12 protein-coding genes and 1 pseudogene are annotated in these 15,586 nt (G+C 68.7%); all 13 read right to left on the bottom strand.

Annotated elements, in window-relative coordinates; genetic code table 11:
* Positions 1–120 precede the first annotated feature (120 nt).
* Positions 121–813 (bottom strand): annotated as a pseudogene (locus KF903_RS14270) (PilN domain-containing protein); the annotation flags it as partial.
* A 407-nt stretch (positions 814–1,220) separates the two neighbouring features.
* The gene (locus KF903_RS09175; protein ID WP_291213881.1) at positions 1,221–2,141 is read right to left on the bottom strand and encodes a type II secretion system protein GspK; all 921 of its coding nucleotides are present in this window, start codon (positions 2,139–2,141) and stop codon (positions 1,221–1,223) included.
* Positions 2,138–2,893, bottom strand: a complete 756-nt coding sequence (locus KF903_RS09180) for a prepilin-type N-terminal cleavage/methylation domain-containing protein (RefSeq protein ID WP_291213882.1) — start codon at positions 2,891–2,893, stop codon at positions 2,138–2,140. The genes KF903_RS09175 and KF903_RS09180 overlap by 4 nt, the downstream gene beginning before the upstream one ends.
* Entirely contained in the window at positions 2,890–3,480 is a 591-nt protein-coding gene (locus tag KF903_RS09185; protein ID WP_291213884.1) for a prepilin-type N-terminal cleavage/methylation domain-containing protein, read from the bottom strand. The genes KF903_RS09180 and KF903_RS09185 overlap by 4 nt, the downstream gene beginning before the upstream one ends.
* A 43-nt stretch (positions 3,481–3,523) precedes the next feature.
* Positions 3,524–4,054: a GspH/FimT family pseudopilin gene (locus KF903_RS09190; protein WP_306582198.1), complete on the bottom strand. Its 531-nt coding sequence runs from the start codon at positions 4,052–4,054 to the stop codon at positions 3,524–3,526.
* Between the two features lie 23 nt (positions 4,055–4,077).
* A complete protein-coding gene (gene gspG / locus KF903_RS09195; RefSeq protein WP_291213886.1) occupies positions 4,078–4,509 on the bottom strand; it encodes a type II secretion system major pseudopilin GspG in 432 nt (143 codons plus the stop codon).
* Between the two features lie 125 nt (positions 4,510–4,634).
* A complete protein-coding gene (gene gspF / locus KF903_RS09200) occupies positions 4,635–5,852 on the bottom strand; it encodes a type II secretion system inner membrane protein GspF (RefSeq protein ID WP_291213887.1) in 1,218 nt (405 codons plus the stop codon).
* A gap of 121 nt (positions 5,853–5,973) precedes the next feature.
* Entirely contained in the window at positions 5,974–7,719 is a 1,746-nt protein-coding gene (gene gspE, locus KF903_RS09205) for a type II secretion system ATPase GspE (RefSeq protein WP_291213889.1), read from the bottom strand.
* Between the two features lie 72 nt (positions 7,720–7,791).
* Positions 7,792–8,532 (bottom strand): exosortase H-associated membrane protein, encoded by a 741-nt coding sequence (locus KF903_RS09210; RefSeq protein WP_291213891.1) that lies wholly within the window; start codon positions 8,530–8,532, stop codon positions 7,792–7,794.
* A gap of 90 nt (positions 8,533–8,622) precedes the next feature.
* Entirely contained in the window at positions 8,623–12,573 is a 3,951-nt protein-coding gene (purL, locus tag KF903_RS09215) for a phosphoribosylformylglycinamidine synthase (protein WP_291213893.1), read from the bottom strand.
* Positions 12,574–12,687: 114 nt separating this feature from the next.
* On the bottom strand, positions 12,688–13,437 hold the full coding sequence (locus KF903_RS09220; protein ID WP_291213895.1) for a DsbC family protein: 750 nt from the start codon (positions 13,435–13,437) through the stop codon (positions 12,688–12,690).
* Between the two features lie 152 nt (positions 13,438–13,589).
* On the bottom strand, positions 13,590–14,327 hold the full coding sequence (locus tag KF903_RS09225; RefSeq protein WP_291213897.1) for a DsbC family protein: 738 nt from the start codon (positions 14,325–14,327) through the stop codon (positions 13,590–13,592).
* 292 nt (positions 14,328–14,619) lie between these two features.
* The gene (gene xerD, locus KF903_RS09230) at positions 14,620–15,579 is read right to left on the bottom strand and encodes a site-specific tyrosine recombinase XerD (protein WP_291213899.1); all 960 of its coding nucleotides are present in this window, start codon (positions 15,577–15,579) and stop codon (positions 14,620–14,622) included.
* Between the last annotated feature and the right edge of the window lie 7 nt (positions 15,580–15,586).

Consider the following 15,586-nt stretch of genomic DNA (forward strand, 5'->3'; position numbering starts at 1 on the left):
CTGCCGCCGACGCGGTCGGCCTGGCGCCGCGCCGGCCGGCGTCGCTGCGGCCGGCGCCGCGGGGGCGGTCGCGGCAGCGCCCGTCGTGGGTTGCGGATTGCACTCCTTCAACTCGGCGTTGATCTGGAACCGCTCCTTGCCCGTGCGCGGGTCGGGTTGCACCTGGCCCTGGAATCCCGGATTGCCCAGGCAGGGCGACGCAGCGAGCAGCGCAATGAGCTTGGCCGCCTCGGTGGCCTGGCCCTGCAACTGCACCTGGTTGTTCTCGATCTGCAGGCGTTCCAGATAGGTGTCGAGCGGCACGCGCTCGGTGATGTCATTGATGAGCGCCACGATGGTCGGACCGGTGCGCTTGCGGTCGACCAGGAAGTTGGCGCCGGAAATCGAATCGGTCAGCGTCTGCCTGAGCGCAGCGACCTGCTTGGCCTGCTTGGCCGCGGCATCGACCTCGACGCGCATCGCGTCGAGCGCGGCTGCGCGGTTGGCCAGCGACTCGTCCATGTTGAACACGAGCAGCAACAGCGCCGCAGCGGCCAGGCCGATGTTGAGCGGCAGGCGCCAGTCGCGCCGCCGCGCGCGCCGTTCGGCCGGCAGCAGGTTGACGTGCCGGCGCGCGGCACCGGCCGCCCCCGTCCACGCGTCCACGCCATCGAGCTGCGCCACCACACCCGGCAGCGCCGCCAGTTCGGCGTCCAGTTGCGCACGCGGCATCAGCACCAGTTCGACGCGCACGTTGCGGCCGGCGGCATCCTCGCCCAGCACGCGGCTGTCGAAATAGACCTGATCGGCCTTGAATGGCGTCTGCCGATCCATCTCGAAGCCGAGCACCTGCGACAGGTTGTCGGCGGCAGCCAGCGGCAGGTTGAGGACGCGCGTCAGCGCACGCTCGCCGGGGATGCACAGGACCGTGCGCAGGTTGGGATCCTCGATGCGCTCGCGCAACTCGCGGAACTGCGCCGCCTGCGCTTCGACCGGCTCGCCGCGCCCGATGCGGCCGTACTCTTCGATCTGCTCGCCGCGCTCGCGCCATACCACCAGCGCCTCCGGCTGCAGAGCGACCAGCAGCGATTCCGAGCGCTCGCCAATCAGCGTCTGCCAGCGTGGTGGCAGGCACGCCAACAGCTCACGCCCCCACCACGCGAAGAAACGTGGCAGCGGCGTCTTGGCCAGGCGCGCGCGGGCGCGCGCGATCAGTCGGTCGACAGTCGGATTCACGGCTTTCAGGAAGTTTCCCCGTCACGCCAGCGCAGGATCACGAACGGCCGGCCGGCCGCGTTGACCCCACCCATGCGGATGGTGGCATCCAAGGTCGTGCTGGCCCCATTGGGGAGCGTCGCACGGGACTGGACACTATACGTGACGCCCCCGCCGCCCGCCACGGCGCCGATCGAAACCCCGCACAGCGGCTCGCCGGGCGGCGGCGTGTCGCCCGGCTGGATGGCCTGGCGCTGCGCAATGATTTGCCGGGCGCAGTCGGCGGTCATGTCTGGCAGGGCCTCGAGCGCTTCGAGCGGGGCGTACTGGGCATTGGGCGTACCTTGCGCGCTGAACACGGTCAGAGCGGGTTCGACCTGGGTGAACAGCTCGTAGTTCATCCCCAGCACCTGTTGCAGCTCGGAGACGGTCGTGAATGGCGCATTGGCGGGCCCATAGGACAAGCCGGCCGCCTTGTAGTCGCCCTCCTCGGCGCCGTCGAGCGAGGTTTCGTCGTCGCCGTCCACCCAGTCGCGGATCGCGGCCGCCAGCGCCTCGGCTTTTTCCTCGGTCACCCCGCGCGCCATGAACAGGTTCTTGAGGGTGGCCGGATCGGCGCTGTTGAGGTTGATCTTGCCCGAATCGTCGGTGATGCGGACCTCGACGTCGGCATTGCCGAAGCCGAAACTGTAGGGCCGCCCGTCGCCGACCCAGCGCAACAGCGGATCGGCCTTGCGCAATTCGTACACGGCGAGATTGAGGCCAGCCTCGGCTGCGTAGCGCGCCTGGGTGGTATCGAACATGTGCCGCGCCTGCAGGTTCTCGGTGCGGGCGATCAACGAGAAACTGCCGAGCAGGATCGTCAGCATGGCCACGACCCACAGCACGAGCACGAAGGCCAGACCGCGCTGACGGGACCGCACACCGTGGGCGAACGCGCGCTTCATTCCTTCCTCGCATTGGGTTGGGCGCGTGGATTGGGGCGTGGTCGCTGCGGCCCTCCATCCAGCTGCATGCCAGGCATGTTGCGCGTCCCGAACGGCATCTGCTGGCGCACCGCACCCGCATCGAGCATGAGCGGGATCTCCATGTCCGGGAACTCGACCTGCGCCTCGGGCAGCATGCGCAGGCTGATGCGCACCATCACCGGCGTCACCGCCGCGTCGTCCCACTGGTCGGACCAGTCGGTGAGTTCGCCATTCTCGTCGATGCGGCGGAACTCGAAGCGGCCATCGGCGATCTGGTCGAGCAGAACCGCGGGCTCGATGTCGCCGCCCTGCAGGCTCTCGTCGTAGCCATTGAGCATCTGCGCGGTGAACACGAGCTGCCGGCCGCCACGGCGGTTGCCGATCAGGCTCAACGTCTGCACGTAAGGCCCGCCCTTGGACAGATAACCCGGCATCGGCGCCACGAAGCGCATGAAATCGCGCTTGCCGTCGAAGACGAAATTGGCGCCGGTATTGTCGTCGCGACCAAACGCCAGCGGCAGGATGCGGCTGATCTGCCGCCGCACGAATTCCTGCGCCACGCGCACGCGACTGGTGCGGTCAATGGCCAATTCGCCCGAATGCATCGCGTGCACGGCCGTGCGCACGGCGCCGACCGTACCCGCCAGCAACAGGGCCAGCAACAGCAGGGCCAGCATCACCTCGAGCAGGGTGAAACCGGTTGCCGCAGGTCGCATCGGCCGCTGGTTCATCGCGGTCTCCGGCGCATCGGGTCAGCCATGTTGAGGCCGACGCCCGGCATGCCATTGGCGGCCTGCTCGGGGTTGACCGCGCGCAGGGTGCTGAAGTGCGCGCTGCGCGGCGTGCCGCCATGGCGTCCGCCCCAGGACACGACGAGGTCGACCTCATACAGGTCGAACGGCGCGTCCTGCGGCCCGCCCATGCCATTGGCCATCGCCTGCGCCGCTGCATTGCGCGACTGGTTCTGCGCCTGCGCCAACTGCTGCGCATTGGCCGCCACCAGTTGCGGCGGCGGCTCGACGGCCGCCGCATCGATCTTGTGGATATCCAGGTCCCAGTTGTAGGTGTCATCGAAGCGACCGCTGGTATGGCCCTCTTCCACCGGAATGCCGACGCCCACGATGTCGAGCCTGCTCTGCGCCCACAACGCAGCCATCGTGTAGTCCGCCGACATGCGCGTGTTGCGCATCGCCGCGGTGAGCACCGACATCAGCACGCCGATGGCGATCGCGAACACGAGAAATGCCGCGACCATCTCGATCAGGCTGAAGCCGCGCATCGAGCGACGGCGGGCGAAGGCTGGCGAAGATTGTTTCATGGACGGATGGACAGCGCGGCCGGCGGCGAGTTCGCCGCCGCGCCTACTCGCCGCGTTCGTTGAGCTCGATGTCGCCGGTCAACCAGGCGACGTTGATGCGCCACTCGCGCTGGCCTTGCAGCACCGCGATGTGGCCGCCAGTGGAACTGCCGTCGGGAAAGAAGCGGATGCCGCCGCTGTTGGCACCGGTCTGCTCGATTTCGGCCGTGGTCAGGCGCAGGTTCATGCCCTCGGGCAGCTTGACCGCAGCCTTGCCCGGCGCGGCGTAGGAGTTGTCGTCGAGGTCGAGCACGAGCGCCTGCGACTTGCCCTTGACGATCGCCTGGCCGCGCGTGTAGCGCAACGCCGCCACCAGATCGCGGCTCGCGGCGCGGATCTTGGCCGCGCGCAGGCTCTTGGAAAACGATACCGACACGATCGTCATCGCGATCGCGATGAGCAGGATCACCGCCATCAGCTCGATGAGGGTGAAGCCCCGCGCGCTGCGCGCAGCCAGCCGTGATGGGCGATGGGTGATGGGCGATTCGAAAGCACCGCGACGCGACAGAGCCGTCTGCTCCGCCGAGTCGCGCATCACGAATGACCCACCACCACTTCTCATTGCCAGTTGCCGTAGTCGGCGTTGACGCCGTCGCCACCGGCCTGGCCATCCTTGCCAAGGAAGGTGATGTCGAAATCACCGTGTTCGCCGGGCGCCTTGTACTGGAAGGCATGGCCAAACGGATCCTTCAGATCCGACTCCTTCGCATACGGCCCCTGCCAGTTGCGCGCATTGCCGGGCTTGGTGATGAGATCCTCCAGACGCGCGGGCGGCGAGCCGTTGTCGAGCGCATAGGCATCGATATCGCCGGCGAGGCGACCGACCGCAGCCTTGCCGGCGCCCCACTTGCCCTTGTCGACGTTCTTGCCGACCTGCTGCACGACGATGCCGGCGACGATGCCAATCAGCACGATCACCGCCAGCATTTCGATGAGACTGAAGCCGGCCGCGCGCGGCCGACGACGGATGTTGCCTGGGGACTTGTTCATGCTCGATCGCTTCCTCTGGTCCTGGTGGTTCCACTGCACGCTTGCCGCACCACGCGACAAGCCCTCGTCTGTTGCCGCTTCACGCGCGGTGGCGCGCGGCAGCCATCGCGCGGCCCGGCCGCCCATCACTTCACCGCACCGGCGATGTCCATGATCGGCAGCACGATCGCCAGCATGATCATCGCCACGATCACGGTCATCGCGATCGTCATCGCCGGCACCAGCGCCGCCAGCAGGCGGTCGAGGGTGTTCTTGACCTCGACATCGAACGTGTCGGCGACCTTGAGCAGCATGCTGTCGAGTTCGCCCGACTCCTCGCCCACGCTGATCATCTGGATCGCGAGCTTGGGGAAACGCTTGGATTGTGCCAGCGCATGGCCGAGTGCGCCGCCGGTCTTGACCTCCTCGGTCGCCGCCTCCACCGCCTGCGCCAGCACCGTGTTGGTCATCACGTTGCGCGCCACGGTGAGGCCGCTCAGCAGCGGCACGCCGTTCCTGACCAGCACGCCCAGCGTGCGGGCGATGCGCGCGGTCTCGATCTTGCGCACGATGTCACCCACCACACGCATGCGCAGCAGGCGCTCGTCGATGCGCAGCCGCGCTGGCGGGTCGGCCATCTGGCGGCGCAGCCACGCCACCGCGAACACGATGCCGAGCACGATCAGCCACCAGAACCCCTGCAGCACCGAGCCGATGCCAAGGACGACCTTGGTGATGAGCGGCATCTCGATGTTCATGTCGGCGAACATCGGCGCGAACTGCGGCACCACGTAAACCAGCAGCACCATCAGCGACACCAGCACCATGCCGACGAGGAATGCCGGGTAGATCATCGCGTTGATCACGCTCGACTTGAGCTGGGCGCTGCGCTCGAGATAGTCGGCCAGCCGCGCCAGCGTGTCGTCGAGCGAGCCACCGGCTTCACCGGCACGCACCATGTTGACGTACAGGCGCGAGAACGTGCCCTGCTCGGCCTCCAGCGCGTCCGACAACGGCGTGCCGCCACGCACCGCGTCGCGGATGCGCTCGAGCATGCGCCTGGCCTTCTCGGTTTCGGGCAGGTCGAGCAGGATCTGCAGGGCGCGATCGAGTGGCTGGCCGGCGCCGAGCAGGGTGGCGAGCTGCTGGGTGAACTGCACGATCTGCGCCTGACGCAGCGTGGCGCGCTTGAACAGCGCCGCGAACAGGCTGGCCGAGTCGCCGCCGTCGGCCTCGCGCACTTCGAGCGGAATGTTGCCCGCATCCTGCAGCTTGCCGATCACCTCGTCGCGATTGCCGAGGTCGAACTGGCCTTCGAGCACCTCACCGCTGGCAGTGACCGCCTTGTAGTAGAAGATCGTCATGGGTGCAGGCCACCGACGATGCGCAAGCGGGTGCGGCGCGCGGGCGGCCGGGTCGGCCACCACGCCGCCATCGTCCGGCCGACAGCGACTGCCTCAGGTTGGCGCCATTGCAGGCTCATCATCATCCTTCCGACGAAGTCACGCGCAGGACTTCCTCGATCGTGGTCTGACCCTGCAGGGACTTCACCAGGCCATCCTCGAACATCGTGCGCATGCCTTCCTTGCGCGCCTGCGCCTCGATCTCGCCCATGCCGGCGTGCTGCATGATGAGGCGCCGGATCGCATCGGACATGACAAGGAACTCCATGATGGTGGTGCGCCCAAAGTAGCCGGTCGGATTGGCCGCACTGGCGCCGGGCTTGTACAGGCGGATCGGTCGCTCGTCACTGAGCGCGTCGAGGCCGTACTGTGCGATCACCTCGGGCATCGCCGCATGCGCGGTCGCGGTGGCGCCATCGAGCCGGCGCACGAGACGCTGGGCGAGAATGCCGTTGACGGTCGAGGTCAACAGGTAATCCTCCACACCCATGTCGAGCATGCGCGTGATGCCGCCGGCAGCGTTGTTGGTGTGCAGCGTCGACAGCACGAGGTGGCCGGTCAGCGCCGACTGGATCGCGATGCGCGCGGTTTCCAGGTCGCGCATTTCGCCGATCATGATGATGTCGGGATCCTGGCGCACGATCGAGCGCAGGGCATTCGCGAAGTCGAGCCCGATCTGCGGCTTGGCCTGGATCTGGTTGATGCCCTCGATCTGGTATTCGACCGGATCCTCGACCGTGATGATCTTGACGTCGGCGGTATTGAGCTTGGACAGCGCCGTGTACAGCGTCGTGGTCTTGCCCGAGCCGGTCGGACCCGTGACGAGCATGATGCCGTGCGGCAGTTCGAGCACGTTGAGGAACTTCTGCAGGAACTGATCGGTGAAGCCGAGCGTGTGGAAGTCGAACACCACCGCTTCGCGGTCGAGGATACGCATCACCACCGACTCGCCGTGCGCGGTTGGCATGGTCGATACGCGCAGGTCGAGCTCCTTGCCCTGCACGCGGATCATGATGCGGCCGTCCTGCGGCAGGCGGCGCTCGGCGATATTGAGCTTGGCCATGATCTTGATGCGCGAGATCACGGCCGCGGTCGAGGCGGCCGGCGGCGATTCGACTTCGTGCAGCACACCGTCGATGCGGTAGCGCACCTTGAGCCGGTTCTCGAACGGCTCGACGTGGATGTCCGAGGCGCGCTGTTCGACCGCACGCTGGATGATGAGGTTGACCAAGCGGATGACCGGCGCCTCGGAAGCCAGGTCGCGCAGGTGCTCGATGTCGTCCTCGCTGCGGGTGGCGTCCTCCGACAGGCTCTCCACGATCGACCCCATCGCCGAACGCCCCGAGCCGTAGTAGCGCTCGATGAGATCATCGATCTCGCTGCGCAGGCCGATGCTGAGCTTGACCTCGCGCCCGGTGGCGAGCCGGAGCGCCTGCAGCGGAAAGCTGTCGGCCGGGTCGGCGACGAGCACGGTCACGTCCTGCTCGGTCTCGCCGATCGGACACACGTGATGGTGCTTGAGGAAGCGGATCGAGGATTGCACATTGGCCGGCGGCGCCTCGGGAAACTCCTTGGCCGACAACAGTGGCAGGTGCAGCAGTTCGGCCACGGCCTCGGCCATCTCGCGCTCGGATACCAGACCCAGCCGCGTCAGCAGCGAGACGAGGCTGCCGGCGGCCGCATCTTCCTCGTGCAGACGGCGGCCACGGGCAAGGTCGTTTTCCTTGAGCCGCCCACGCGCGACGAGGAACTGGCAGATGCGCTCGTCGAGCGTCGCCTCGTCGGCGAGCGTGGCAACAGCGGGATCATCGAGTGCAGCAGCGGACATGACGGGTTCGCAAGTGGAGGATCGACAGGTCAGGCATTGTTTCACAAGGGCGCGGCGACGACGCGCGAGGGTTCAGTCGCGATCTGGCGGGAGCCTGGCCTTGGTGTGACCTTCGGCAGGGGTGCCGGGTTCCGCATCGCGGCGCACCAGGGTCTCGATGAAGGGCCGATTGAAGGCCATCCACAGCACCGCCGGCAGCACCGCCGGCAGGATCAGCACCGCGAACTGGTAGGCGATGCCGATCACGTTGGCGTTGAGGTGCGCCTGCGCGACCGCTGCAGCGCCTTCGCTGCCGGATTGGAAGGCCAGCACCTTGAGCGCCTCGGCGCAGATGCCGAACGCCTGCGCAAGCCAGATCGCAAGCAGGGCCAGCGCGAACTGCAGCAGGCGCCGGCCGGTCGACAGCGGCGTGGCCATGGTGAGGCCCGCAAACAGCGGCAGCGACCAGGCATAGACCATCGGGTTGAGCGTGGGTTCGAGCACACCGACGCCGCCGGCACCGGCCGCGCTTGGCGCAATCGTGACCTGCACATGGGTCGCCACGGTCACCAGGTAGCTGGCCCGCGCCACCACGCGGCCGCCGCCGTCGAGCAGTTCGCCGCCCAGCGTCAGCGTATCGAACAGGCTGCCCCACAGGCCAACCAGCACGACCTTGGCCAGATGCATCGCCGGCAAGACCCACAGCGGCGCCCACGCCAGCCAGATCACGAACGCGAGCGGCAACCACAGCAATGCCTTGAGCGCGAACCCGCGGACGGGCGATGAAGCCGGAACTCGGGATTCGTCATTCGTGATCGGTGAACGCTCCACCATGACCTGCCTCGCTGCGCGACCCGCGGGAACCCCGCACGAAGATGCGGGCCGATTGACCAAATCACCAATCACCGATCACGAATGATGACCTCATCCCACCCATGCCCGCGCGTTGCGGAACAGGCGCAGCCACGGCGAAGCCTCGCCCCACTCGCGCGGACGCCAGCTCATCTGCACGCTGCGGAACACACGTTCGGGATGCGGCATGCAGATCGTCGCGCGTCCGTCCTCGCTGGTGAAGCCGGTGGCGCCACCGACCGACCCGTTGGCGTTGTACGGGAAGCGTTCGGTGACGCAACCGGCGTTGTCGACGAAGCGCAGTGCCAGATGCGCCTGGTCGGCGGCAGCGGGATCGGCGAACTCGACCCGACCCTCGCCATGCGCGACCACCACCGGGATGCACGAGCCGGCCATGCCCTGCAGCAGGATCGATGGCGACTGCACCACCTCCACGCTGACCAGGCGTGCCTCGTACTGCTCGCTCGCATTGCGCACGAAATGCGGCCAGTGCGCCGCGCCCGGAATGATGTCCTTGAGCCGCGACAACATCTGGCAGCCATTGCAGACGCCGATCGTGAACGTGTCGGGACGCGCAAAGTAGGTCGCGAACTGCTCGCGCAGGCGCTCGTTCCACAGCACCGAGGCGGCCCAGCCGCGGCCAGCGCCGAGCACGTCGCCGTAGCTGAACCCGCCACAGGCGGCCAGACCGCGGAATTGCGCCAGATCGCAACGCCCGGCGGCAAGGTCGCTCATGTGCACATCGATGGCATCGAAGCCGGCGCGCGTGAACGCGGCCGCCATCTCGAGCTGGCCGTTGACGCCCTGCTCGCGCAGGATCGCCACCCGCGGCCGTGCGCCGCGCGCGATGTACGGCGCGGCGATGTCCTGCGCCGGGTCGAACATGAGTCGCGGCGACAGGCCGGGGTCGGTGACGTCGCAGCGCGCCTCGTACTCGGCGTCGGCGCTGATCGGATTGTCGCGCTGGCGCTGCATGGCGTGGCTGGTCTGCGACCAGCAGCGCATCAGCCGCGCCCAGTCATGCTCGGCCAGCACATCGCTGCCGAGCGTGACGCGCACCCGCAGCTTGTCATCGGGCACCGCCACGCGATGGGCCAGCGTGGCCACGCCGTGGCGCGTGAACAGGTCGAGCAGCGCATCGCGATCGTCACGCCGCACCTGCACGAGAACGCCCAGTTCCTCGCTGAACAGCGCACTGAGCACGTTCTCGCCCCAACCGTCGAGCGCGACATCGAGGCCGCAGTGGCCCGCCAGCGCCATCTCGACCAGCGCGGCGTACAGGCCGCCATCACTGCGGTCGTGCCAGGCCAGCAACAGGTCCGCCGCGCGCGCCTGTGCGAGCGCAGCCAGCGCGGCCTTGAAACGTGGCGCATCGTCCAGATCGGGCACGTCGCCGCCGCCATGACCATACGCCTGCAGCAGCGCACTGCCACCGAGGCGATTGCGACCGGCGCCGAGGTCGAGCAGCCAGATTTCGCTGTCACCACGGTCGAGCACGAGCTGCGGCGTCAGCGCGCGGCGCACGTCGGGCGTGCGCGCGAATGCGCTCACGATCAGCGACACCGGGGCGACGGTCCGATGCTCGACCGCTTCCTCGCGCGAACCCGCATCAAGCGAGCCTTCCGGGTGCGCTCCGCGATCGGCCTCGGTGCCGCCGCCCCGCGCGGTCGCAACCGCGCTCGACCATTGCACCTGCATCGACAGCGAGTCCTTGCCGACCGGGATCGAAATGCCGAGCGCGGGGCACAGCTCGATGCCGACCGCGTGCACCGCGTCGAACAGCGCGGCGTCCTCGCTGCCAAAACCTGCCGCCGCCATCCAGTTGGCCGACAGGCGCACCTCGTCGAGCGCCACCTCGGCGGCGCACAGGTTGGTGAGCGCCTCGCCCACCGCCATGCGCGCGCTGGCCGCCGCGTCGATCAGCGCCAGCGGCGTGCGCTCGCCCATCGCCATCGCCTCACCGGCGCAGCCGTCGAAGTCGAGCAGGGTGACCGCGCAATCGGCCACCGGCACCTGCCACGGTCCCACCATCTGGTCGCGCGCGCACAGGCCGCCGACGCTGCGGTCTCCGATCGTCACCAGGAACGACTTGCTGCCGACCGTCGGCAGCGACAGCACGCGCATGACCGCCTCATCCAGCACGATGCCATCGAGGTCGGGCACGAGATCGACGCGCGTGTTGGCGCGCTGCGCCTGGCGCTGCATGCGTGGCGGCTTGCCGAACAGCACATCGAGCGGCAGGTCGATCGGGTTGCGGCGCGGATCGTCGCTCGCGAACCGCGCATCGGTCAGCCACAGGTGACGCTCGGCGCTGGCGTGGCCGACCACCGCATGCGGGCAGCGCTCGCGCGCGCAGATCGCCTCGAACACGGGCAGATCGTCCGGGCGCACACCGAGCACGTAGCGTTCCTGCGCCTCGTTGCACCAGACCTGCATCGGCGACAGGCGCGCGTCGTCGCTCGGAATCCGTTCCAGCTCGATGCGCCCGCCGACGCCCGAATCGTTGAGGAGCTCGGGGATCGCGTTGGACAGACCACCGGCACCGACGTCGTGGATCGATACGATCGGATTGCGCTCGCCACGCGCGCAGCAGGCATCGATGACTTCCTGGCAGCGACGCTGCATTTCGGCGTTGTCGCGCTGCACCGAGGCGAAATCCAGTTGCTCGGAGCTGCTGCCGGCGGCCACCGACGAAGCGGCGCCGCCGCCGAGGCCGATCAGCATGGCCGGGCCACCGAGCACGATGACGCAGTCGCCCGCGACGAGCCGGCGCTTGTCGACATGACCGGCGCGCAGGTTGGCCAGACCGCCGGCGATCATGATCGGCTTGTCGTAGCCGCGCACGAGGCCGGGCGCACCACCATCCTGCTCGAAGGCGCGGAAATAGCCGCCCAGGCAGGGCCGGCCGAATTCGTTGTTGAACGCGGCCGCACCGAGCGGCGCGTCGCGCATGATCTCGAATGCGCTGGCAAATCGCGGCGGCAGCGCGCGCTGCCGCTCCCACGGCCGCGCCAGACCCGGGATGCGCAGGTCCGACACCGTGTAACCGACCAGGCCAGCCTTGGGCTTGCCGCCGCGCCCGGTGGCACCCTCGTCGCGGATTTCGCCACCGGCGCCGGTGGAAGCGCCCGGATACGGCGAAATCGCGGTGGGATGATTGTGGGTTTCGACCTTGATCGCGTAGGGCACGGCTTCGCCGTGCGCGCGGAAGGTCGCATCGTCCGCATCGGCAAAGAAGCGTTGGCCGTCGCTGCCGGCAATCACGGCCGCGTTGTCGTGATAGGCCGACAGGGTATGCGCGGGCGACTGCGCATGGGTGTTGCGGATCATCGCGAACAGCGACTGCGGCTGCGCCACGCCGTCGACCGTGAACTGCGCGTTGAAGATCTTGTGCCGGCAGTGCTCGGAATTGGCCTGCGCGAACATCATCAGCTCGGCATCGCTTGGCGCGCGGCGCAGCTCGCCATAACACGCGGCAAGGTAGGCGATTTCGTCGTCGGCCAGCGCCAGGCCCAGTTCCACGTTGGCCGCGCGCAGCGCCGCCAGGGGATCGGCGCCAAGCTCGATGCGTCGCAGCGGCGCCGGCAGCCCGGCCGCGAACAACGGCGCCGCCTCATCCAGCGCCGTCACCACCGTCTGCGTCATCGGGTCGTGCAGCACGCGCGTGACGCGCTCGCGCAACGCTGCGGCGGCAGGCATGCCATCGACGTCGAAGGCGATGCCGCGCTCGACGCGACGCAGCGCCAGACCGCAGCCACGCAGGATTTCGGTGGCCTTGCTCGACCATGGTGAACGGGTGCCGATGCGCGGCACCGCCCACAGGCTGGCCGCGGCCGCCGCACGATCGAGCGCGTCGAGGATCTGGCAGGCGCGTGCCCGCTCGAACCCGGGCGGATCGGCGTCGATGAAGTAGACCCAATGCGCGGCGCGCACGGTGCAGCCGGGCGCCAATGGCGCCAGTTCGGCATTGAGGCGGTCGATGCGGAACGCGGACAGCGCTGGCAGGCCGTCGAGGACGATCATGGCGCAAGGCGGCTCGAGAGGGAGCCGCCTATTGTAATGGATGCCCGCGGCAGCGCCGCGTCGCGGGCTGGTGCGGATCAGGCGCGCGCCGGCGGCGCGACCCCCAACGGTCCGTCAGCGGGCCGCCAACCCCGCACCGGCCTTGAGCCGGGCCAGCATCTGGTCGGGGTCGAGGTAGCCGCCGATCTTGACGCCATCGGCCATGAAGATGGCCGGAGTGCCATCGACGCCAACCTGCGCGCCAAGCGCGAAGTCCTCGGCGATCGGGTTGTCACACTTGAGTACGGGCGGGGTCTGGCCGCCCTTGGCGGCCGTGAAGGTCGCCTTGCGGTCCTTGGCACACCACACCGACACGGCCTTGTCCCAGGACTCGGTACCCACGCCCGAACGCGGGAAGAACAGATAGTCGACCTCGATGCCGCGCTTGTTGTACTCGGCGATCTGCGAGTGCAGCTTGCGGCAGTAGCCGCAGTCGATGTCGGTGAACACGGTGATCTTGTACTGCGGCTTGCCGGCCGGGGCGAACACGATGCGCCGCGCCGCGGGAACCGCGTCGAGCTTCGTCTTGACGTCGATCGCGAGACGGCTGCTGGTCAGGTCCTTCTGGGAGGCGGTGTCGAACAGCTTGCCCTGCATGATGTACTTGCCGTCGTCGCTCACATAGACGAGCTGGCTGCCGACGATGATCTGCTGGAAGCCCGGCATCGGCGCGGGCTCGATCGCGTCGATCTTGGCCTGCGGCACGAGATCGGTCAGTGCCTTGCGCGCGGCGGCCTGCGCCGGGCTGTCGGCGGCTTGCGCGACGGCGCTGGCACCGAGGATGGCGAGCGCTGCGGCAAGCGCGGCGGGGAGGCGGAAGGTCATGGGCATTCTCCGGCAATTCATTGGATGTTGCGGACGTCCCTGGCCGCTGCGGCGGCAGGAATCGTGCATGGAACGGTTGGCGACGGGCCGGCCCGCGTACGCGCGCAGCCGGCGCTGGCCGCGCGATTCATCGCAGGCAGGTTGGCGGTCGTTCACTTGGCGCCCGCGGCGCCGGCCTGCCGATCGAGCTCGGCGGCGAGCATGTCGGGCGACATCGCGACCTGGTTGGGGATCTGCGCGCCATCGGGCCCGAGAATCGTCGGCGTCGCGGCGATGCCGAGCGTCTGCGCAAGGCTGGCCGTCTCGGCGACCGGATTGGGGCAGGTCGCGGCGCCGGGATCCTGGCCCGTCATGGCGGCGGTGAATGCCTCCCGGCGGTCCTTGGCGCACCACACGGCCTGCGCCTTCTTGTCGGCACCGGGATGGATGCTCAGCGGAAAGAACAGGTAATCGACCGCGATGCCCTTGGCGTTGTAGGCGGCGATCTGCTCGTGGAAGCGGCGGCAGAACGGGCAATCGATGTCGGTGAACACGGTGACCGTGTGGCGAGTCTTGGCCGGCGCCGGCGGCGCGAACACGATGCGCTTGTCGGGACCGACCTTGGCGAGCGCCACCTTGCGCACCTTGGCCCGCGACTGCTGGGTCAGGTCGCGCTTGTTGGCCACGTCGAACGCGCTGCCGTTGAGCATGTAGCGGCCATCCTTGCTCACGTAGACGAACTCGCCGCCGACGATCGCCTCGTAGAAGCCCGGTACCGGCGACTCCTGCACGGCGTCGATCTTGACCTGCGGCGCGAATGGCCCGACGGCCTGGCGAACCACCTCTTCCGGGGTGGCGGCGACGACGGAGCCGGCGAGCAGGAACCCGGCCAAAATGAAAAGAAAGCGCATGACGACCTCGAAAGTAGGCGAATCGACGGCCCAATGACCGGGGCGACGGCGGAAATCTTGCGCCGGCCCGGCGGGCCCACCCGGGCAGCCGGGTGCCAACGGCTGGCGCGACGCAACCGCGGAGTATGGCACGCGCATGCCGATGGCGGAAGGCAAACCGCGGCCGAGGTGCAGCGATCTGCCGCAGCGGTGGGCCGGTCGCGCGCCGATGCGCGATCGCGGCGGCGGCGTTGGCGTATCCACGCTGCGCGTCGGCAGCGCCGTGGTGCCTGCGCAGCGAATGGGCGCGGCTTCAGCCGCGCGGGTGATGGCGCGCGTGCAGGCGCTTGAGGCCCTCGCGCGCGACGAGCGTGTAAATCTGCGTCGTCGACAGCGAACTGTGGCCAAGCATGAGCTGCAGCGCGCGCAGGTCGGCGCCGTGGTTGAGCAGATGGGTGGCGAACGAGTGACGCAGCACATGTGGCGAGATGCGACCGGCGGCGATGCCGACCGCGGCACCATGGCGGCGCACGATGATCCAGAACATCTGCCGGGTCAGCGCGCTGCGGCGCGCGGTCACGAACAGCGCCTGGCTGTGCCCGCCCTTGAGCAGCACCGGGCGCGCTTCGCCGACATAACGGCTCAGCCAATGCGCCGCCTCGGCGCCAAGCGGTACCAGCCGTTCCTTGCCGCCCTTGCCGACCACGCGCAGGACACCCTGGCGCAGATTGACCTGCGCGGCGCCGATGCCGACCAGTTCGCTCACGCGCAGTCCGCAGGCATACATGAGCTCGAGCATGGCGCGATCGCGCAGGCCCAGCGGCGTATCGGGCGGCGCCCGCAGCAAGGCCTCGATGTCCCCCTCCGACAGTGCCTTGGGCAGGCTGCGTGGGAGTCGGGGCGCTTCCACCAGCAGGCTCGGATCGGCTTCGATGCGCGCCTCGCGCACGAGCAGGCGGTAGAAGTGGCGCAGCGTCGACAACAGGCGCGCGGTCGAGCGCGGCTTGTAGCCTGCCGCCACGCGTTCGGCCAGGTACTGCTGCACGTCGGCGCGCGATGCGGTGGCAAGGCCACTGCCGCGGCCGAACAGCCAGACGGCGAATCCGCGCAGGTCGGTGCGGTAGCTGGCCAGGGTGTTGTCGGCCAGCCCCAGTTCGGCCCAACTGCGCTCGCTGAACCAGGCGATGAGTTGCGCGTCGGCTGGCGCAGGGGCCGCAGTGGCGGGTTGCTGCCGGCGAGCCGGCGCGGCGGCGTTGACGGCGCGGACTGGCACGAGGTGG

Origin of the sequence: Dokdonella sp., assembly GCF_019634845.1 — a bacterium.
Classification (GTDB): Bacteria; Pseudomonadota; Gammaproteobacteria; order Xanthomonadales; family Rhodanobacteraceae; genus Dokdonella_A.

Excerpts from the sequence above, each read along its gene's own strand:
- KF903_RS09185 (WP_291213884.1), bottom strand. The coding sequence starts at position 3,480 with ATGAAACAATCTTCGCCAGCCTTCGCCCGCCGTCGCTCGATGCGCGGC.
- gspE (WP_291213889.1), bottom strand. The coding sequence starts at position 7,719 with ATGTCCGCTGCTGCACTCGATGATCCCGCTGTTGCCACGCTCGCCGAC.
- KF903_RS09210 (WP_291213891.1), bottom strand. The coding sequence starts at position 8,532 with ATGGTGGAGCGTTCACCGATCACGAATGACGAATCCCGAGTTCCGGCT.
- KF903_RS09225 (WP_291213897.1), bottom strand. The coding sequence starts at position 14,327 with ATGCGCTTTCTTTTCATTTTGGCCGGGTTCCTGCTCGCCGGCTCCGTC.
- purL (WP_291213893.1), bottom strand. The coding sequence starts at position 12,573 with ATGATCGTCCTCGACGGCCTGCCAGCGCTGTCCGCGTTCCGCATCGAC.
- gspF (WP_291213887.1), bottom strand. The coding sequence starts at position 5,852 with ATGACGATCTTCTACTACAAGGCGGTCACTGCCAGCGGTGAGGTGCTC.
- KF903_RS09180 (WP_291213882.1), bottom strand. The coding sequence starts at position 2,893 with ATGAACCAGCGGCCGATGCGACCTGCGGCAACCGGTTTCACCCTGCTC.
- gspG (WP_291213886.1), bottom strand. The coding sequence starts at position 4,509 with ATGAACAAGTCCCCAGGCAACATCCGTCGTCGGCCGCGCGCGGCCGGC.
- KF903_RS09190 (WP_306582198.1), bottom strand. The coding sequence starts at position 4,054 with ATGCGCGACTCGGCGGAGCAGACGGCTCTGTCGCGTCGCGGTGCTTTC.
- KF903_RS09220 (WP_291213895.1), bottom strand. The coding sequence starts at position 13,437 with ATGACCTTCCGCCTCCCCGCCGCGCTTGCCGCAGCGCTCGCCATCCTC.
- KF903_RS09175 (WP_291213881.1), bottom strand. The coding sequence starts at position 2,141 with ATGAAGCGCGCGTTCGCCCACGGTGTGCGGTCCCGTCAGCGCGGTCTG.